The following is an 18,161-nucleotide window of genomic DNA, read 5'->3' on the forward strand; positions in this document are numbered from 1 at the left end:
ATCTTCGAGGCGTGGGCTTCGCCCAACGCGCCGCCGAAGATGCGGAAGTCGTGGGCGTAGACGAAGACCGTACGGCCCTCGACCAGACCCCAGCCCGTGACGACACCATCGGTGTAGGGCTTCTTGGCCTCCAGGCCGAAACCGGTGGCCCGGTGCCGACGCAGCGGTTCCACTTCGGTGAAACTCCCCTTGTCCAGGAGGAGTTCGATTCGCTCCCGAGCGGTCAACTTTCCTTTGGCGTGCTGGCGTTCAGTGGCCTTGGGGTCCGGTCCGAGCCGGGCCTGTTCCTTCTTCTGGCCCAGTTCGTCCAGTCGGTCGTTGACTGCGGCCGTGATCTGCGCGGTCGGCATGGTGTGGCCTTCCCCTTGTGGTGTGGTGGTTCACGTTCTCGATGAGTCGCGGTACGGGATCGGGGCGGGCGCGGCGGGGACGGGGGTCCGCGCTCGCCGGGAGCGGATGCGGTGGTCGAAGGCCCCTACGGCGAGCGCCGCCGCAAGCGAGACCAGACCACCGAGGACGAGGCCGGACCGAGCGCCGTGGTGCTCGGTGAGCCAGCCGATGAGCAGGGCGCCCAGTGGTGTGGTGCCCTGCAGGATGAGGGTGTAGAGGGCCAGTACCCGGCCACGGAACTGAGGGTCGCTGCCGAGTTGGATACGGTGGTTGGCTGCCTGCGCGAAGAAGATCGTCGCGAAGCCGGTGCAGAACAGCACGGCCACCGCGGTGGTGAAGTTCGGCGCCCAGCCGGTGGCCGTCTCCAGGGCGCCGAATCCGAGGGCGGAGACTATGACCAGGCGGCTTGAGGGACGGCCGCGACGGGCGGTGGTCAAGAAGGCCGCGAGCAGGGAGCCCGCGGCGAATCCGGTGGTGAGCAGGCCGAAGGCGGCGGCATCGGCATGGAAGACCGTCTTGGCGAGCAGCGGCAGGGTCAGTTGGAAGTTCAGTCCGAACAAGCCGATGAGACCGATCAGAGCGATCATCAACGTGAGGTCCGGCCGGCCTCCGATGTAGCGCAGCCCGTCCAGGACCCTGGCGGCACCGGCCGAGCGCGGGGCCCGCTGCATCTCCTCGGGCCGCATCCTGCGCAGACCGATGACGGTTCCGGCGTAGCTGAGGGCGTTGATCAACATCACCCAGCCGGTACCGAAGGCGGTGATGAGCAGTCCGGCCAGGGCGGGGCCGATGACGCGGGCCACGTTGAAGTAGGCGGCGGACAGGGCGGAGGCGTTCGGCAGCAGCTCGGAGCCCACGAGCTCGCTGACGAAGGCCATCCGGGTGGGCACCTCGACGGAGTTGACCAGGCCCAGCCCGAAGGCGCACAGCCAGATGTGCCACAGCTCCACGAGACCGAGGAACGCCAGCAGTGCCAGGACCAGGGCCAGGGCCCCGGAACAGATGTTGGCGATGGTCAGCAGCAGGCGTTTGTCGTAGCGGTCGGCGAGGCGTCCTCCGTACAGGGTGAACAGCATCAGCGGCGTGAACTGCAGCGCGGTCACCAGCCCCAGGGCGGTACCCGAGTTGTCGGCCAGGTCGAGGACCAGCCAGTCCTGGGCGATCACCATCATCCAGGTGCCGGCGACGGAGACGACCTGACCGGCGGCGAACAGCCGGAAGTTGCGGACCGAGAGCGATCTGAAGGTGTGCGCGAAGTTCTTGCGGAGCGTGCGCGCGAGGGTACCGGTCATGAGTGGGCAGCCGCGCTTCGCCTCCCGGACCAGCTGACGCAGTCCTCAAGGAACGCCAAGCTGCGCAGGTGGTAGGAGCGGGCCGCCCAGCCGAGGCTGATGTTGTGGCCGGCATCCATCTGTCGGTCCACCACCACCCGGGGCGCCGCCGTGAGCCTCGCGGACAGGTCCGCGAGGTCCTCGTCGCCCTGGTTCCACCACCGCTCGTATTCGGCGAAGGTCAACCGGACCGGAACCCGCACTCTCGGTGCCACGGTCTGGAACAGCAGCGGCCAACGGTCCAGTTCTTCGGCTTCCCTGGTCGGCATGGGAGCCACCAGCGGGCCGCTGCTGCGGAAGGTGTCCGGCGGGTACAGCCGCAAAGGGCCCCAGTGCCGGGAGGTGTTGCGGCGCTTTTGCGGGACGAGCGCCGGCGATATCGCGTACCGGTGGCCACAGCCGGAGATGTCCAGGCCGAGCAGCCGCTCGTCCGGACCCGACAGGTGGGCGCCCACGCACAGCGCGAGTTTGCCGCCGAAGGAGTGGGCGAGCAGGAGGAAGCCGGCACCGATGTCGTGGCCGGAGGCGAAGTCGGCCAGGGCAGCCCGTACCGCCACGGTCTGCTCGGCGAGCGTCATCCCGTCGGGGAGTTGCCCGGCGGACAGCCCGTAGCCGGGGCGGTCGACGGCGAGCACCGTGTAGCCCAGCTCGGCGCCCAAGGTGAGCAGGGACTGCTCGGGACGCGCTTGGCCGTCGAAGTAGCCGGCGCTCATCCCACCACCGTGGACAGCGACCACGGTGGCCCGTGGCGGGACGTGTTCTGGTTCGCTCAGCAGGGCGGACAGGGTGACCCCGGCCGCGTCGAGCGTGATCCTGCGCACCCCGCGGGAGACCGGGGCGGGCGGCGCGGGCCGCACCGTTCGATCGGCCGTGCCCGGATCGCCCGCCGTCGAGGTGCGCGCTCTGGTCAGCGTCGTGTCCATCCCTGCTCCCTCCGTACCGCGCCGGCCCCGGACGGGCCGGCGCGGCTTTGCTCCATCACGTGCCGGTGGCCGCCGCGGGTGCGCCGAACCACCGGTCGAGGGCCTCGTCGAGGCCCGCCGTGCCGTCCGCGGCCCAGGCCACGTAACCGTCGGGCCGTACCAGGACGGCGCTGACGCCGGCCAGTTCGTCGACCCCGTCGGCCGGTTTGGGAGTGACGGTCGCGAGCGTCACCCGGTCCAGTCGACCGGCGGCGGCCCCCCGTACCGCCGCGTCATCGCCGAGGTCGAGGAGCACCCCCCGTCCGGCGTGCAGCAGTTCGGTGGTGCTTGTCTCTCCGCCGGCCCCGACCAGTCGGCGGTCCGCGATCCGGCGGCCCACCAGCGGGTGCTCTACGCCCAGGTCGTAGCGGATGTCCAAATGACTGACGACGCCGGCGAGGTGGCGCTTGACGTCCTCGTACTCGATCAGCTCGGTGAACAGTTCACGCAGCGGGTCGGACGCCTCGCCGCCCAGGAAGACCATGCCTTGGGCGCGGGTGTTCATCAGCAATCGGCGGCCCACCGGGTGGCGTTCGGCGTGGTACGAGTCGAGGAGGCCGTCGGGGGCGCCACCGCGGACCACGGCCGCCAGTTTCCATCCGAGGTTCACGGCGTCCTGCACGCCGGTGCTCAGTCCCTGGCCGCCGGCGGGAAGGTGGATGTGCGCGGCGTCGCCGGCGAGCAGCACCCGACCGCGGCGGTACTCGGAGGCCTGCCGGGCGGCGTCGGTGAAGGAACTCGCCCACACCGCGCTGCCGTGCCGGATGTCCTCGCCGGTGATGGACTCCCACGCTTCGGCCACTTCCGCGAAGCTGACTTCCTGGTCCCGGTCGCTGACCGGGGTGCCGTGCGGGCAGACGATGATCCGGTCCACGCCGTCGCCGAGCGTCCCGACCATCACCATGCCGCGGGGAAGACGCTCACCGAGGTACCGGGGCCGCAGACCACACCCGGTGACGTCGGCGACGTACATCTTGCGGCTGGCAGCGGTGCCGGGGAAGTCGAACCCCGCCGCCTTGCGCACGAAGCTGCGCGAGCCGTCACACCCCACCACGTACGAGGCGTCCAAACGGCGTTCGCCCTCCGGGGTGGCCACGGTGACCTCCACCCGGTCGCCGGCTGGCGCGTCGTCGAGGGCGGTGACATCCCAGCCGCGCAGCACCCGGGCGCCGAGTTCGGTGGCCCACTCCTCCAGCACTTCCTCGGTCCGCCACTGGAGTACCCCACGGGCGCCGAAGTGGGCCCCGGGCAGCACGGTGTAGTCGAACTGCACCCCGCCGAAGTGGCCCATGGCCATCGTCTCCAGGCCGCCCCAGCGGGGCAGCAGCCCGCGCTGGTCGAACTCCTCCATGGTCCGCGCGGTGAATCCCAGGCCTCGGGACTGCATGGTGGGGCGAGCCAGCCGCTCCAGGACGACGACGCGGGCTCCGCCGAGGCTGAGCTCTCCGGCGAGCATCAGCCCGGTCGGTCCGGCGCCGACGACGATGACGTCGGCGTTCGTGACGGTGGCGTCGGTACCGGGGGTCCTGCCGGTACCGGGCGAGTTGACGGACATGGTCTTCCCTTCCTCGGATTACTTGCGGGCGTGCGTGCGGGGCAGTGGGAGGAGATGGTGCGCCGCCGGTGGGACCGTCAGTCCGACGGGCCGAACCAGCGCTCCAGGGCCTCCCGCAACCCGATGGACCCGGACCTCGCCCAAGCGATATGGCCGTCCGGTCGAACGAGGACGGAGCCTGACTCAAGTCCGCGCCCCGGCTCGGGCCTCGCCACCACGGCGACGACCCGGTCCGCCCAGCCGGCCACGATCTCCCCCGCCGTTGCGGAACCGTGCAGTTGGAGCAGGAGGCCGCGCCCACCGCGGAGCAGGGAGGTGGTGGTGGTCGGGCCGGCGGCGGTGGTCAGTTCGACGTGCGGCAGACGGGCGCCGACCGGGGCGGGGGCCGGGTCGGAGTCCGGTGGATAGCGGACGTCGAGGCCGCTGATCATGCCGGCGAGGTGCTGGCGTACCGCTTCGTGCCCGATCAGGGCGGATAGGACGGCCCTCAGCGGTTCGACCTCGGGGCCGCCGAGGAGGAGCAGGGCCTGGGCCTTGATGTTGCCGAGCACCTGTTTGCCGATGGCGTGCCGTTCCTGGTGGTACGTGTCGAGCAGGTCCTCCGGGGCCCTGCCGGTGCTGACCAGGGCGAGCTTCCAGCCGAGGTTGAAGGCGTCCTGGAGACCGAGGTTGAGAGCCTGCCCGCCGACCGGCATCTGCTGGTGGGCGGCGTCGCCGGCGAACAGGATCCGGCCGCTGCGGTACTGGAAGAGCTGGCGGTTGGCGTCCCCGAAGGAGTTGACCCACAGCGGGGTGCCCCCGCTGATGTCCTCGCCGGTGACTCGCTTCCAGATTCCGCAGATCTCGGGGAACTCCGGCTGCCCGACCCTCGGTTGGGCGGTGGTCCCGAATTCGTGGACCATGACCCGGGTCACGCCGTCCTCGGCGCGCCGGTGAGCTATGGCCAGTCCGTGCTCCAACCGTTCGAAGCGCCGGTTGGGGATGTCGATGCCGTCGACGTCGGCCCGCAGCAGTTCGCGTTCAGCGCTCTGGCCGGGGAAGACGGCACCGGTGAGTCGGCGCACGGTGCTCTCTTCTCCGTCGCAGGCCACCAGGTAGCGGCCCCGGACGGTCAGGGCTGCGCCCCCGGGGCCCTGGACATGGGCCTCGACGTGGCCGTGGGCGCCGGTCGCGCCGTCCAGAGCGAGCAGTTCGTGTCCGCGTCGGAGGTCCGCGCCGAGGGAGAGCGCCCACTCTTGCAGCAGTTCCTCAGTGCGGAACTGCGGCACCTTCCACTGTCCCGGGTACCGGCTGGGCAGGGTGAGGTCGAGCGGAAGGCCACCGAAGTGCCCCCGGGGCTCCTGCGGCGGGGTGCCGAGGGCGTCGAGGAGTCCCCGGCTGTCGAAGACCTCCATGGTGCGGGCGTGCAGGGTGGAGGCCCGCGACTCGGTCGTGGGCGCGGCCCGCTGTTCGAGTACGACCACTTCGGCGCCGCCCAGCCGCAGCTCCCCGGCGAGGAGGAGCCCCACGGGCCCGGCACCGACGACGATGACCTGGGTGTCCAGCCGGTCCGCGGCCATGGGTCAGCCGCCGCTCTTGTGCTCGGCGTAGGTCTTGGCGTGGGACAAGGTGGCCCGGCTGTTGGTGCTCAGGGCGGTGTGTACGTAGGTGCGGGCGTCGGCGACGGTGGCGTCCGGACCGAGGATCCGCGCGATGTTGGCCGTGTTGAGGGTGACCGTGTGCTGGGAGGAGGCCGCGGTTCCCTCGGGGGTCTCCTCGAAGGTCCAGTAGCCGGTGTGCAGGACCATCAGTGCCGGCAGGGTGACCTGCTTGTAGGCGATCTTGTGGTGCGGGAAGGTGACCCGGTACGACTTGGTGGTGTGTACCGAGCCGTCCTTGGCACGGGTGTCCATCTCCAGCGTCTGGAGGCCAGGGGCGTCCTCTTCGAGACGGACGGTGGCCACGTGCGGCAGTCGCTCGGACCAGCGGTCGGCCTCGTTGATGAAGTCGAACACGTCCTTGGCGGACCCGTTGATCATGATGGTGTCGGTGAAGGAGAAGGTGACCTCCTCGGCGGCGTGGGCGGCTTCCACGTTCTCCTTGAGGGCGGCGAGCTCGGAGCGGCTGTTGCGGTCGACCGCCTCGTCGATCCAGGCCAGCCCCTGCGGGTCGTCGTCGACGGCCCGGTAGTCGTGCAGCAGGCGGACCCGCGACTTCGAGGCGCTGAGCGGCTCGATGATCCAGGTCCCGCCCATGGCGGCGACCGGCGGGGTGGTGACTTCCTGGCGGAAGACGATCCGCAGCCCCTCGGGGTCCAGCTCGCGGTGCGAAGTCCAGTTCTTGGGCTCACCGTTGGCGGTGGCCCAGATCCGGATCCGTTCGTGGTTGGCGCGGGTGCCGACCCGGTCCACGAAGATCGTGGGCGGGAAGATCCGTGGCCAGTTGGTCACCTCGGCCAACAGCCGGTAGACGGCTTCGGCGGGCGCGGCCACGGTGATCTCGTGCTCGACCTCACGGGTGGTCATGGAGGGGTTCCTTCCGGATCAGAAGTTGCCGAGGCCGCCGCAGACGTTGAGTGCCTGCGCGGTGATGGAGGCGGCGGTGTCCGAAGCCAGGTAGCCGACCAGCCCGGCGACCTCCTCGGGGGTGGAGTAGCGGCCGAGCGGGATCTTGGACTGGAACTTCTCCAGGATCGCGTCCTCGGAGGTGTCGTAGGCGGCGGCGTACCCCTGGCGGACCCGCTGGGCCATCGGTGTCTCGACGTATCCGGGGCAGACCGCGTTGACCGTGATGCCGGTGGGTGCCAGCTCGTTGCCGAGGGCCTTGGTGAAGCCCACCACGCCGTGCTTGGAGGCGGAGTAGGGCGCACCCAGGACGACGCCCTGCTTGCCGGCGGTGGAGGCGATGTTGATGATCCGCCCGCGGTCCTTGTGGCGCATTCCGCCGGTGTTGAGCACTTCCTTGGTGAGCCGGAAGACGCTGTTGAGGTTGGTGTCGATGACGTCGCACCACAGCTCGTCCTCGATGTCCGCGGTCACCCCGCCGCCGGACCGGCCCGCGTTGTTGACCAGGACGTCCACGGTCCCGAAGCGGTCGACCGCCGCCTGCACGAAGGTGGTGATCGAGGAGGGGTCGCGCACGTCGAGGACGGCACCGTCCACGTCGAGCCCCTCACCCTGCAGCTCCTTGACGGTCGCGGAGACGTTTTCGGCGCTGCGCGCCCCGATGAAGACGCGGTGGCCGGTGGAGGCCAGCAGCCGGGCGGAGGCCAGGCCGATGCCGCTGGTGCCGCCCGAGACCAGGGCGACCTTGGTGTTCTGCACCTGTGTGGTCATCTCCGGGCTCCTTCTCAGACGCTCGCGGACGCGGTCAGCTGGGCGTTGACCACGTCGAGGAGGGCGCGTGGTGTGGCCGCGTCCGTCAGGGCGTCGTCGTCGAGGGTGATGCCGTACTCGCGCTCGATGCGGCCACCGGTCTCCAGCAGCGCCAGGGACTCGTAGCCGAGCGCCAGGAACTCGGTGTCCAGAATGTCGCCGTCGAGGTCGACGCCCTCGTCGGCGCCGGCCGCCTCCAGGAGGATGCGCTTGAGATCGTCAATACCGAAAGCCTGGGTGGACATGGGGAATCCCTTCGTCGGATGGGCGTGCCGGGGCGGCAGGCCGCATAGGTACGGTCGGGTGGTGCGCACTCCCGGTGGCCCGGCCACGCGGGGCGGTCCGGTTATGCCGCGGCCCGCACCACGACGGCGGAGTTGAATCCGCCGTGGCCGCGGGCGACGACCAGCGCGGTGTGCACGTCGGCGGTGCGGGGCTCGGCCAGGACGAGGTCGAGGTCGTACTCGAAGGAGGGTTCGACGTTCACCGTGGGCGGGATGACGCCCTCGGCGATCGCGTGGAAGGCGGCGGCGAGATCGAGCGGGGCCGCGCCCGAGTACAGCCGCCCGGTCATCGTCTTGGGGGCGGTGACCGGGACCGCGCGCGGGCCGAAGACAGCGCCGAGCGCTTCGGCCTCGGTCCGGTCCAACTCCGGGATGCCGGCTGCGTCGGCGAAGACCACGTCGATCTCCTCGGGCCGGACATCCGCGTCGGCAAGGGCGAGCTCGATGGCCTTGCGCAGACCTGGCGGGCGACCGGATCCCCTGCGCGGGTCGATCGTGGAACCGTATCCGGCGATCTCCCCGTAGATCTTCGCTCCCCGTTCGCGGGCCGCGTCGGCGGACTCCAGGATGATGATCGCCCCTCCTTCGCCCGGGACGAAGCCGTCCGCTGACGGGTCGAAGGGCAGGTAGGCGCGTGTCGGGTCCTCGCTGGTGGAGAGCCGGTCACTGGCGAGTTGGGCCACCCAGCCCCAGGGGCAGATGGAGGCGTCCACGGCGCCGGAGACGATCAGGTTGGTGCCCTTGCGGATCAGCCGGCGGCCCTGGGCGACGGCGTCGAGGCCACCCGCCTGATCGGAGACAACGACCCCGCTGGGGCCCTTCATCCCGTTGCGGATGGAGATCTGACCGCTGTTGACGGCGTAGAACCACGCGAAGGACTGGTAGGCCGACACGTGCTGGCTGCCCTGGCTCCACAGCTTCTGAAGCTCGCCCTGCCCGAACTCGAACCCGCCGGAGGCGCTCGCGGTGACCACACCCATGTCGAACTCGGGAAGGTCGTCGGGGCGGATGCCGGCGTCGGAGAGTGCCCAGTCGGTGGCGGCGAGGGCGATCCGCGTCATCCGGTCGGTCTGCGGGATGAGACGGCTGGGCAGGTGTTCCTCGGCGACGAACCCGGGTATCTCGCCGGCGAGTTTGCTGGGGTAGCCGGAGGGGTCGAAGCGGGTGATCCGGTCGATGCCGCTCTGCCCCTTGCAGGTGGCCGTCCACCAGTCCTGTGCGCCGAGGCCGTTGGGGGCCGCGATACCCAGTCCGGTGGCCACCACCGGCGCTGCCGACGCGCTCATGCCAGGCTCCTCTCGGGGCGCGCCAGCACCATGGCGCTCTGGAATCCACCGAAGCCGCTGCCCACCGTCAGGACCGCGTCGGTCAACTGGTCGCGCGCGGTCAGCGGCACGTAGTCGAGGTCGCACTCCGGGTCGGGGGTGTGCAGGTTGGCCGTCGGCGGCACCACGTTGTACTCCATGGCCAGGGCGGAGGCGGCGATCTCGATGGACCCGATGGCCCCCAGCGAGTGGCCGACCATCGACTTGATGGAACTGACCGGCGTGCGGTACGCGTGCCGGCCGAGGCTCTTCTTGAACGCGGCGGTCTCGTGCCGGTCGTTCTGCTTGGTCCCGGAACCGTGGGCGTTGATGTAGTCGATCTGCTCGACGTTCATCCGGGCCTCGTTGAGGGCGAGCCTGATCGCCTCGGCCATCTCCGCCCCGTCCGGGCGCAGTCCGGTCATGTGGTACGCGTTGCTGCGGGTGGCGTACCCGGCGATCTCCGCGTAGATGTGCGCGTCACGGGCGCGCGCGCTGTCCAACTCTTCCAGGACGAAGAAGGCGGCGCCCTCGCCGAGGACGAAACCGTTGCGGGTGCCGTCGAAGGGACGGGAGGCGCTCGCCGGTTCGTCGTATCGGGGCGTGGTGGCCTTGATGGCGTCGAAGCAGGCCATGGTGATGGGGGAGATGGGGGCGTCGGAGGAACCGGCCACCATCAGGTCCGTGGAACCCTCACGGATCAGCTCGATCGCGTAGCCGATGGAGTCGATGCCGGAGGTGCAACCGGTGGAGACGACCGTGGAAGGGCCTTCGGCGCCGACCGACCAGGCGACCTCCGCGGCGAAGGAGCTCGGCACCAGGTGGTTGTAGAGGTGCGGGGCCGCGTAGCGGTGGTCGACCAGGTCGAGTTTGCCGCCGTCGCTGACCACCCGGTACTCCTCGTCCAGGCCCATGGTCGCGCCGACCGCGCTGCCGACGGTGACGCCGATGCGGTACGGGTCGAACTCGTCGAGGTTGATGCCGCTGTCGGCGACCGCGCCGCGCGCGGCGACCACCGCGAACTGCGCCGCCCGGTCCATCCGCCGGACCTCCTGCGGGGTCAGTCCGTTGGCGTACGGGCAGAAGTCGATTTCCGCGGCGACCCGGGAGCGGAAGGGCGCCGGATCGAAGAACGTGATGCCACGGGTGGCGGTCCGTCCTTCGCTGAGCAGACTCCAGAAGTTCTTGGTGCCCACGCCGCCGGGGGCCAGTACTTCCAGACCGGTGATGACAACGCGTCGCGAGGTCACGCCGAGGCCTCCCAGCTGTAGAACCGGGCCGCCATGGCATCGGCGGGCGAACGCCAGGTGGCCGGGTCGTAGGCCTCGATGAACGGCTTGAGGTCATTGCTGATCCCGATGAAACGGGGATCGGTCTTCGCGCGCTCGATCAACTCTCCACCATTGTCCGCATCGAAGTCCTGCAAGTGGAAGTACAGGCCCCGATAGGAGAAGAGCTGGCGACGCCGGGTGCCCATCAGGTGGGGCATCTCCGTGGCATCGAATTCGGCGAACAGCTTGGCGACATCGACGCTCGAACCTGGTTCCATCCGGGCGACGATCAGGGTGCTGTGCATACGGCTTCGCTCCTCAGCAGTGGCGGACGATGCGGCGATCCCGGCGTCATTGCCTCTTGTTGCCTACTAGGGTCTTGCGCGCGCGTATCTCCTTCAAGAGAGGATGGTTCAGGCCTTCTTGCACGTTCGTGCGGATTGCGCGGAGCTCTCGCAGGTAGGTCAGGGAATCGGCAGACAATTGCCAAGTAATTCCGGGCGCAAGAGGAACGCGTGTAAAGAACCGGTCAGTTACCGATGGCGCTGCGGGCCGGATGGCCTCGCCCCGGAGCCCGACCTGGCCCGGGGACCACCACGGGCCGCCGGTCAAAACACCGACGCCCGGCCCCTGATGGAGGAGCCGGGCGCATGGTTGACGACGTGGGCGATCCTCACTGACCGCCGGCAGCGCGGGTGTGGACGACCTTGTAGCCGTTCCAGTCGCTGGAGGTGGCCAGCGCCTGGATGTCCGCCTCCGAACTCTTGCGGGCCTGCGACTTCTCGCCCTCCGGTGCGTTGCGGAAGGCGTCGTAGGCCTCCTTGCTGTCCCACTGCGCGTAGGTGACGGCGAAGGAACCCTCCAGGCCGCGGGCCCGCAGCCCGCGCAAGGTGCTGTGGGAGCGGTAGCCGGGCACGTCGAGCAGCCAGTCCTGGCCCGTGCCCAGCGCCTCCACCAGGGCCTTTTGGTTGTCCTCCGCGACCTTGAAGACCTCGATGACCGTGTAGTCGTCGCGGTGCGGCCCGATCTCGGTGACGCCACCGAGCTTGGGGTGGCGCTGGGTGTGCGCGATCTCGTTCTGCAGGAGTCGGATCGAGGTGGTGATCTCGGAGAAGACGGGCATGGTGCGGTGGTTGAACTCCTCCCCCGCGTAGCGCGCCTCCAGGTCCTCCCCGCTCCGCCACTGGATGAAGTTCGCGGTGCCGTGGAACTCCTGACCGGCGTGGACGGTGGAGGACATCCAGCCCTCGTAGGCAGCCGCGTCGACGATCTTGCGCATCTCCGCGATGAGCTTGTCCTGGTTCTCGGGCTTGTCCGTGGTGAACAGGTTGAGGACGGTCAGGTGCGCGTCTTCGGTCGAGATCTTGGGCATTCTCTCTTCGCTTCCTTTGAGGTCGGGGGGCTTGGGTGGGTGAAAGCTCAGTTGGACCGGCCGAACCACCTGGTGAGCGCCTGTGCGAGGCCCTGGTCGCCGCCGGCTGAGGTCCAGGCGACGTACCCGTCGGGGCGCACCAGCACGGCGGCGGTGTCGGAGCCGAGGTCATGGCGGTCCGCGGTGACGAGGTCGACCCGGTCGCTCCAGCCCGCGGCGCCTTCCCGCAGGGTCGGATCGCCGCTGAGGTCCAGCAGCACTCCGCGGCCGGGGTGCAGCAGTGCGAAGGTGGTGCTCTTCTCTCCCCCGACGATGACTTCGCGGTCCTCGATCCGGCGACCGAGCAGCGGGTGGTCTCCCGCACCGACGTCGTGGCGGATGTCGAGGCCGGTCACCATGCCCACGAGATGGCGCTGCACGCTCTCGTGGGTGGTGAGTTCCTCGAAGACCTCCAGCATCGGGCGGATCTCTTCGCCACCGAGGTAGAGGATGCGTTGGGCCAAGGTGTTGGCGAGGATCCGTGCGCCCACCGGGTGGCGTTCGCTGTGGTAGGTGTCCAACAGGCCGGCGGAGGCCTGGCCCTTGATCTCCAGGGCCAGTTTCCAGCCCAGGTTGACCGCGTCCTGCACGCCTGCGCTCATCCCCTGGGCTCCGATGGGCAGGTGGATGTGGGCGGCGTCGCCGGCCAGGAAGACCCGGCCCTTGCGGTACTCGGCGGCCTGCCGGCTCACGTCGGTGGCGGAGCTCACCCACAGCGGGGTGGCGCCGTGGATGTCCTCGCCGGTCAAACGCTGGAAGGTGTCGGCCACTTCGGTGAAGGTGATCGGTTCGGAACTGCGGCGCAACGGCTCGGTGCGGTCGAAGTAGATCACCCGGCTGCGCTCGGGGCCGATCGGCAGGACCATGATCATGCCCTCGGGAACGCGCTCGCCGCTGAACCGAGGGCGCAGCGGCACCCCCGCAACATCGGCGAAGCGCAGTTCGATGGCCGCATCAGTACCGGGGAAGTCGATGCCGGCGAGTTGCCGGACGGTGCTGCGGCTGCCGTCACACCCCACGAGGTAGCGTCCGCGCAGCGTGGAGGTGGTGTTGTCGGCGGCAGCGCGCAGGGTCAGGGTCACGCCATCGTGATCGCTGACCGAGCCGACGAGCTCGATCCCGCGGCGCACTTCGACGCCCTGCTCAGCGGCCCAGCCGGCGAGCATGGCCTCGGTGCGGGACTGGGGGACGCCGCGCGCCCCGTAGGAACCGCCGGCCAGCACCCGGTAGTCGAGGGGTACGCCGCCGAAGTGTCCGACCGGTATGACGTCCACATCGCCCAGGCGGGCGAGGAGGCCGCGCTGGGCGAATTCCTCTATGGTGCGGGCCGAGAATCCCAGCGCACGTGACTGCCGCATCGGCTCCACGAGTCGTTCTAGAACGATCACGGATATGCCGTTCAGACCGAGTTCACCTGCGAGCATGAGTCCCGTAGGGCCGGCACCAACGATAATGACGTCCGCATCAAAGTTATCCATCTGCCCTCTTCCGCCTGGTGTTTTCCCAGTATCGCGAGGGGCTCCGCGGAGCGTAAATAGCCGTCAGTACAGGCCTTTGACAATTACGTCATGACTCTGACAGGCGGGGTTGGGGACAGCGTTGGCCCCGGACATCCTCTGCTCATGACCAAAAACCAGTCATCCGCCGAAGTCGCGGAACTCCTCGACCGATACCTGATCAATCTCGACGACGACAAGCTCGACGAGGAGTGGGCCCGGAGCCTGTTCACCGAGGACGTGGTGATCGAGTTCCCCAACGCCCGGCACCAGGGCCTGGCCGGGATCGCCGAGTGGCACGGCCGCTCCATGGCCGCCTTCGAGAGCACCCAGCACCTCAACTCCCCCGCCCTGGTGGTCCTCGACGGGGAGGACGGCGAAGGGGACCGGGCGACCCTGCGGGCCAATCTGATCTCCACTCACGTACACCTGCCCGCCAACCGGGGTCTGCCCGGCGGTCCGGTCTTCGCCGCGGGCACCTTCGTCACGGGCGCGGCTCGGCGCACCGCGGAGGGCTGGCGGTTGAGCGCCCTGAGCTTCCGGATGTCCTGGGCCACGGGCAGCCCGCCGCCGGCGTCTTGAGCGAGGGCAAAGGGAGCGGCGGCGCCGGGGTCCCCCCCGGCGCCGCCGTTCCGTGCGGCGCACCGGACGCATCGCGTCCGGTGCGGTCAGGTGTTGAGCACCATCACCTTGTCCACGGCGATCTCGATGACGACCCGTCCGGGCGGATTGGGGGGCGCCGACCAGTACCTCTGGGCGTAGCGGCGCACCCCCTCGGCCACCCTTTCGGGTTCCTCGGACACCCGGCCGGCACCTTCGAGGGTCACCCAGCTGAAGCCCGCCACCTGGCAGATCGCGGCGCGACTGCCGGGGGTCGCGAGCAGGTTGCGGGCCTTGCGCGAGGAGGCGACCGTCATGACCCGGACCACCCCCGCGTCCCCGTCCCAGGTGAAGCGCACGGCCACCACGTGCGGGGAGCCGTCCGGCCGGAGCGTGGTCAGCGTTCCCACATGGGGTTCGGCGAGGAATGCCTCGGCCGTGGACGACACCACCGGTGCCTTGGTTCGTTGCTTGGACTTCGACATGGCGACCTCCGTCTCTCGCACCTCCCGGCGACCGGAAGGCCGCCGGACCGTAGCGATCTCAGTGGACGGGTGCCGGGGCGGAGGGCTCGGCCTTCTTGCTCGGCATCAGGATGATGGCCAGGACCAGCGCGGCCACTCCGAACAGGGCCGCGGCGAGGAAGGCGTTGTGCATGGCGTCGGCGTAGGTGTCACGCACCGTCGCCACGTCTCCCTTGGCCGCGAAGAGCTTGGCCGCCAGTCCGCTGTAGGCGATGGTGGCGACGACCGCGATACCGAGAGCACCACCGGCCTCCTGGCTGGTGTTGATCAGACCCGCGCCGACGCCGGCCTCGTCCTCGGAGACCCCGGCGAACGCGGCGATCTGCAGGGTCACGAAGACCATGCCGGAGCCGAGTCCGACGATGAGGAAGGCGGGCAGCAGGTCGACGGCGTAGCTGCCGCCCACCGGGGCGCGCCACAGCAGCAGCAGTCCGACGACCATGGTGGCCAGACCCGCCATCAGCACGGGCTTGGGCGCCATCTTGGTGATCATGATCGAGGCGACGGTGGCGCCCACCGCGACGAACACGGCGAGCGGCACGTAGGCGAAGCCGGCCTTCATCGGGGAGTACCCGAAGACCTGCTGCATGAACAGGCTCGCGAAGAAGAACAGCGCTCCCATCATGCCGAAGACCAGGACGGCGGCCAGGTTGGCGGTGCTGAGCGTCTTGTTGCGGAAGATCCGCAGCGGCATCATCGGGGAGCGGGTCTTGGACTCGATGGTCAGGAAGGTGGCCAGCAGCGCGGCGACCGCGATCAGGCTGATGACGGTGCGGGCGCTCCCCCAACCCACGTGGGTGGCCTCACCCAGGGTGAAGATCAGCAGGAGCAGTGCGCTGGTGAGGGTGAAGGCTCCCGCGGTGTCGAAGGAACCGCTGCGGTCGCCACGGCTCTCCGGCACGATGCGCGGAGCGAGCAGGGCGGCGCCGAGGCCGATCGGGATGTTGATGAAGAAGATCCATTCCCAACCGGGCCCATCGGCGAGGACACCACCGGCGATGACGCCGACGATGGAGGCGATGCCGGTCAGTGATCCCCAGACACCGAGGGCCTTGTTGCGCTCGGGCCCCTCGGGGAAGGTGTTGGTCAGGATGGAGAGGGCGGCGGGTGCGATCATCGCGGATCCCATGCCCTGGAGGGCGCGGAAGGCGATGAGCATGTTGCCGTTCTCCGCGAGGCCCGAGCCGAGCGAGGCCAGGGCGAAGAGGGTCAGACCGGTCTGGAGCAACCTGCGGCGGCCGAAGGCGTCGGCGAGCCGTCCGCCGAGCAGCAGGAAGCCACCGAGCGCGGTCGCGTAGGCCGTGACGACGTACTCCAACTTGATGTCGGTCATGCCGAGGCCCTCCTTGATGGAGGGCAGTGCCAGGTTCACGATCGACACATCGGTGAAGACCATGAACTGGGCGATGCAGACGAAGGCCAGGATCGCCCCGGAGCCGGCCGGCGCACGGGTATCTGAACTTAACGATCCTGAGCTGCTAGCGGTTGTGCCTGGGGCAGCCATATCGCACTCCTCACGACAAAGCGGAACGGGACTCCGCTTCCGGTAGGGTAAGTACAGGGGACGAAGGGTGCCCGTGTCAACCGTGATTGAGGCGCCGCGAAGCCACTGCGCGATGACCCGACTGGCGTGTGACGCAAAGCAGTTGACGAAACATCCGCCGCCGTATCGAGGCTGGATCGGGGAGTAACGAACGGGCATAGTAAAGTGAAACGGAAGGAGGTTCCGCATGCCTACGTCCACGCCGGTAAATGAGGGCGCCCCCCGGCGGCTCCGAGCCGACGCCGAGCGCAACCGGGCCCGCGTACTGAACGCCGCCCGAGAACTCTTCGCGGAACGCGGCGCCCATGTGTCCATGGACGAGGTCGCACGCCTCGCCGAGGTCGGCATCGGCACGCTCTACCGTCACTTCCCCACCAAGGAAGCCATGGTGGAGGCGGCCTCCCAGCAACGCTACGGCGAGATCCTCACGTACTACCGCACGGTATGCGCAGAGGTCCCCGAACCCGTGCGCGCCCTAAGGATGTTGCTGACCCGAATCGCCGAAGTGGAGGTCCGGGACCGGGGCTTCGCCAGTGTGGTCGTCGAGGGGACCCTCGGTTCCGCCGGCCCCCGAAGCGATCTGCGGGCCGATCTCGAAGCGGAGATCGTCGAACTCACCGATCGGGCTCGCGCCAGCGGCGACATCCGGCCGGAGGTCACCGGCACCGACGTCCTCTGCCTGACCAGCGGGCTCACCGCCGTCATCCAACGCCGGGCCGGAGACTGGGACCGTTACCTCGACATCATGTTGCTCGGCCTGAGCACCCCGTAAGAGCCCCACAGGGTTACCGCGGAACGCGTCGCCCGGCTCCACGCCGAGCGGCAGCCCCCATCCACACCGGGGCCGCGACGGCCGGGAGTTCGCCTCGTCCGCTACGCCCCGGACGCGGCGCGCCCTGCACCCACCAGATACGGCCGGCCGGTGCCCATGCCACGGGACAGCCAGCAAATCCCTTAGGCCGAGGTGCGTTTGCGCCCACCCACCGCCTTCTTCGCCGCCGCCTTTTTCGCCGTTCCACCACGCGCCCCGGTGGTTGACTTGTCCGCGGATTTCGCCGCCGCCTTCCGTGTTGTTTTCGGCGTCGCTTTCCCGCTCCGCTCGGTCGATTTCGCGGCTGATTTCGTGGTGTTGGATTTGGCGCCTGCCCCGCCGGCCGGCGAGCGTCCCGCCGACTTGCGCGCCGCGGCGGTGTTCTTGGCCGGCGTCCGCGTGGAAGTCGATTTCTTGCCGCCCACCGCCTTGGGCTCCGTGGCACCCGACCGGGACCGCAACTGGGTCACCTTCGCCGCCGACCGCTCCTGCTCGGCACCCTGCTCCGTGTCCCGGGGTGACTCGCCGCGCGAGCGCTGCGCCGCCCGGACGCTGTTCTCCAAGGCCGCCATGAGGTCGATGACCTGGCCCGACGGCTCCGAGGCCGGTGCCTGCGGCTCCTGACCTGACGCCTTGGCCGCGATCATCTCCTCGACCGCAGTGCGGTAGTCGTCGTGCAGGTCGTCGAGGTCCACCGAGCCCAGGGTGTCCATGAGGGCATCAGCCAGATCCAGCTCGGCTTCGCGGACCGTCACGGCCGTCTGTGGAGCCACCTCCTGGGCGCTGCGGATCTCGTCCGGCCACAGCAGCCCGTGCATGGCGATGACGTCCCCGACCACCCGCAGCATCCCCAGTCGCTCCCGACCCCGCAGGGCGAACTTGGCGATCGCCACTTTCCGGCTCCGTTTGAGGGCCTCGCGCAGCAGGGTGTAGGGCTTGGCGGCCGGCACCCCGTTGGCGGACAGGTAGTACGCCGTGTCCATCTGCAGCGGGTCGATCTCGGCGGCCGGTACGAAGGCGACGATCTCGATCGTCTTCGCGGTGGGCAGCGGCAGGGTCGCGAGGTCCTCGTCGGTGATCGGGATGACCGATCCGTCCGCTTCCTCGTACGCCTTGCCGATCTCGGCGGTGGTCACCTCCGCACCGTCGAGTTCACAGACCTTGCGGTAGCGGATGCGCCCGCCGTCCTCGGTGTGGATCTGTCGGAAGGAGATCGAATGGTTCTCGGTGGCGTTCACCAGTTTGATCGGAATGCTAACCAAACCGAAGGAGATCGCCCCGTTCCAGATGGATCGCACGTCTTCTCCCTTTCATCCCTTCATGGGA

Annotated in this window: 18 protein-coding genes; 2 read left to right on the top strand and 16 right to left on the bottom strand. The window is 69.4% G+C overall.

All coding sequences use genetic code 11. The features are described 5' to 3' along the window. The 13 genes from ACFYMC_RS09620 to ACFYMC_RS09680 all read right to left on the bottom strand — a co-directional run. Positions 1–350 (bottom strand): carboxyl transferase domain-containing protein (locus tag ACFYMC_RS09620; protein WP_388521408.1); only part of this gene is annotated, 350 nt, incomplete at its 3' end. 30 nt (positions 351–380) lie between these two features. Beyond that, on the bottom strand, positions 381–1,682 hold the full coding sequence (locus ACFYMC_RS09625) for an MFS transporter (protein WP_388521410.1): 1,302 nt from the start codon (positions 1,680–1,682) through the stop codon (positions 381–383). Beyond that, entirely contained in the window at positions 1,679–2,542 is an 864-nt protein-coding gene (locus ACFYMC_RS09630; RefSeq protein WP_388521824.1) for an alpha/beta hydrolase, read from the bottom strand. The genes ACFYMC_RS09625 and ACFYMC_RS09630 overlap by 4 nt, the downstream gene beginning before the upstream one ends. Positions 2,543–2,699: 157 nt before the next feature. Beyond that, positions 2,700–4,238: an FAD-dependent monooxygenase gene (locus ACFYMC_RS09635; protein WP_388521413.1), complete on the bottom strand. Its 1,539-nt coding sequence runs from the start codon at positions 4,236–4,238 to the stop codon at positions 2,700–2,702. Between the two features lie 77 nt (positions 4,239–4,315). Further along, positions 4,316–5,797: an FAD-dependent monooxygenase gene (locus tag ACFYMC_RS09640; protein WP_388521415.1), complete on the bottom strand. Its 1,482-nt coding sequence runs from the start codon at positions 5,795–5,797 to the stop codon at positions 4,316–4,318. 3 nt (positions 5,798–5,800) lie between these two features. Then, the gene (locus ACFYMC_RS09645) at positions 5,801–6,742 is read right to left on the bottom strand and encodes an aromatase/cyclase (protein ID WP_388521417.1); all 942 of its coding nucleotides are present in this window, start codon (positions 6,740–6,742) and stop codon (positions 5,801–5,803) included. A gap of 18 nt (positions 6,743–6,760) precedes the next feature. Next, on the bottom strand, positions 6,761–7,552 hold the full coding sequence (gene fabG / locus ACFYMC_RS09650) for a 3-oxoacyl-ACP reductase FabG (RefSeq protein WP_388521420.1): 792 nt from the start codon (positions 7,550–7,552) through the stop codon (positions 6,761–6,763). A 14-nt stretch (positions 7,553–7,566) separates the two neighbouring features. Next, positions 7,567–7,836: an acyl carrier protein gene (locus ACFYMC_RS09655; RefSeq protein ID WP_388521423.1), complete on the bottom strand. Its 270-nt coding sequence runs from the start codon at positions 7,834–7,836 to the stop codon at positions 7,567–7,569. A gap of 101 nt (positions 7,837–7,937) precedes the next feature. Next, a complete protein-coding gene (locus ACFYMC_RS09660) occupies positions 7,938–9,161 on the bottom strand; it encodes a ketosynthase chain-length factor (protein WP_388521426.1) in 1,224 nt (407 codons plus the stop codon). Next, positions 9,158–10,429 carry a beta-ketoacyl-[acyl-carrier-protein] synthase family protein gene (locus ACFYMC_RS09665; protein WP_388521429.1) on the bottom strand — a complete coding sequence of 424 codons (1,272 nt, stop codon included), beginning with the start codon at positions 10,427–10,429 and terminating at the stop codon, positions 9,158–9,160. Before ACFYMC_RS09665 ends, ACFYMC_RS09660 begins: the two co-directional genes overlap by 4 nt. After that, on the bottom strand, positions 10,426–10,755 hold the full coding sequence (locus ACFYMC_RS09670) for a TcmI family type II polyketide cyclase (RefSeq protein WP_388521432.1): 330 nt from the start codon (positions 10,753–10,755) through the stop codon (positions 10,426–10,428). Before ACFYMC_RS09670 ends, ACFYMC_RS09665 begins: the two co-directional genes overlap by 4 nt. Positions 10,756–11,123: 368 nt before the next feature. Continuing rightward, a complete protein-coding gene (locus ACFYMC_RS09675) occupies positions 11,124–11,822 on the bottom strand; it encodes an antibiotic biosynthesis monooxygenase family protein (protein ID WP_388521435.1) in 699 nt (232 codons plus the stop codon). A gap of 47 nt (positions 11,823–11,869) precedes the next feature. Next, entirely contained in the window at positions 11,870–13,339 is a 1,470-nt protein-coding gene (locus ACFYMC_RS09680; RefSeq protein WP_388521437.1) for an FAD-dependent monooxygenase, read from the bottom strand. A gap of 144 nt (positions 13,340–13,483) precedes the next feature. Here ACFYMC_RS09680 and ACFYMC_RS09685 point away from each other — a divergent pair, with 144 nt between their 5' ends. Further along, complete coding sequence (locus ACFYMC_RS09685) at positions 13,484–13,939, top strand: nuclear transport factor 2 family protein (RefSeq protein ID WP_388521440.1); 456 nt, start codon at positions 13,484–13,486, stop codon at positions 13,937–13,939. A gap of 86 nt (positions 13,940–14,025) precedes the next feature. On the opposite strand, the gene ACFYMC_RS09690 is transcribed toward ACFYMC_RS09685, so the two are convergent. Together ACFYMC_RS09690 and ACFYMC_RS09695 are read right to left on the bottom strand one after the other, a co-directional pair. Continuing rightward, the gene (locus ACFYMC_RS09690; protein WP_388521443.1) at positions 14,026–14,442 is read right to left on the bottom strand and encodes a pyridoxamine 5'-phosphate oxidase family protein; all 417 of its coding nucleotides are present in this window, start codon (positions 14,440–14,442) and stop codon (positions 14,026–14,028) included. 58 nt (positions 14,443–14,500) lie between these two features. Beyond that, the gene (locus tag ACFYMC_RS09695) at positions 14,501–15,985 is read right to left on the bottom strand and encodes an MFS transporter (protein ID WP_388521446.1); all 1,485 of its coding nucleotides are present in this window, start codon (positions 15,983–15,985) and stop codon (positions 14,501–14,503) included. Positions 15,986–16,211: 226 nt separating this feature from the next. Between ACFYMC_RS09695 and ACFYMC_RS09700 the strand changes: the two genes are divergently transcribed. Beyond that, the gene (locus ACFYMC_RS09700) at positions 16,212–16,796 is read left to right on the top strand and encodes a TetR/AcrR family transcriptional regulator (protein ID WP_388521449.1); all 585 of its coding nucleotides are present in this window, start codon (positions 16,212–16,214) and stop codon (positions 16,794–16,796) included. A gap of 182 nt (positions 16,797–16,978) precedes the next feature. Here the strand turns inward: ACFYMC_RS09700 and ACFYMC_RS09705 are convergent, their stop codons facing one another. After that, positions 16,979–18,133, bottom strand: coding sequence for a Ku protein (locus ACFYMC_RS09705; protein ID WP_388521452.1), 1,155 nt, complete (start codon positions 18,131–18,133; stop codon positions 16,979–16,981). Between the last annotated feature and the right edge of the window lie 28 nt (positions 18,134–18,161).

The sequence above is a fragment of the Streptomyces sp. NPDC006879 genome (assembly GCF_042869595.1).
GTDB lineage: Bacteria > Actinomycetota > Actinomycetes > Streptomycetales > Streptomycetaceae > Streptomyces.

Coding starts and splice junctions, on each gene's coding strand:
- ACFYMC_RS09655 (WP_388521423.1), bottom strand. CDS start 7,836: ATGTCCACCCAGGCTTTCGGTATTGACGATCTCAAGCGCATCCTCCTG.
- ACFYMC_RS09695 (WP_388521446.1), bottom strand. CDS start 15,985: ATGGCTGCCCCAGGCACAACCGCTAGCAGCTCAGGATCGTTAAGTTCA.
- fabG (WP_388521420.1), bottom strand. CDS start 7,552: ATGACCACACAGGTGCAGAACACCAAGGTCGCCCTGGTCTCGGGCGGC.
- ACFYMC_RS09625 (WP_388521410.1), bottom strand. CDS start 1,682: ATGACCGGTACCCTCGCGCGCACGCTCCGCAAGAACTTCGCGCACACC.
- ACFYMC_RS09700 (WP_388521449.1), top strand. CDS start 16,212: ATGCCTACGTCCACGCCGGTAAATGAGGGCGCCCCCCGGCGGCTCCGA.
- ACFYMC_RS09690 (WP_388521443.1), bottom strand. CDS start 14,442: ATGTCGAAGTCCAAGCAACGAACCAAGGCACCGGTGGTGTCGTCCACG.
- ACFYMC_RS09680 (WP_388521437.1), bottom strand. CDS start 13,339: ATGGATAACTTTGATGCGGACGTCATTATCGTTGGTGCCGGCCCTACG.
- ACFYMC_RS09675 (WP_388521435.1), bottom strand. CDS start 11,822: ATGCCCAAGATCTCGACCGAAGACGCGCACCTGACCGTCCTCAACCTG.
- ACFYMC_RS09645 (WP_388521417.1), bottom strand. CDS start 6,742: ATGACCACCCGTGAGGTCGAGCACGAGATCACCGTGGCCGCGCCCGCC.
- ACFYMC_RS09670 (WP_388521432.1), bottom strand. CDS start 10,755: ATGCACAGCACCCTGATCGTCGCCCGGATGGAACCAGGTTCGAGCGTC.
- ACFYMC_RS09660 (WP_388521426.1), bottom strand. CDS start 9,161: ATGAGCGCGTCGGCAGCGCCGGTGGTGGCCACCGGACTGGGTATCGCG.
- ACFYMC_RS09635 (WP_388521413.1), bottom strand. CDS start 4,238: ATGTCCGTCAACTCGCCCGGTACCGGCAGGACCCCCGGTACCGACGCC.
- ACFYMC_RS09685 (WP_388521440.1), top strand. CDS start 13,484: ATGACCAAAAACCAGTCATCCGCCGAAGTCGCGGAACTCCTCGACCGA.
- ACFYMC_RS09640 (WP_388521415.1), bottom strand. CDS start 5,797: ATGGCCGCGGACCGGCTGGACACCCAGGTCATCGTCGTCGGTGCCGGG.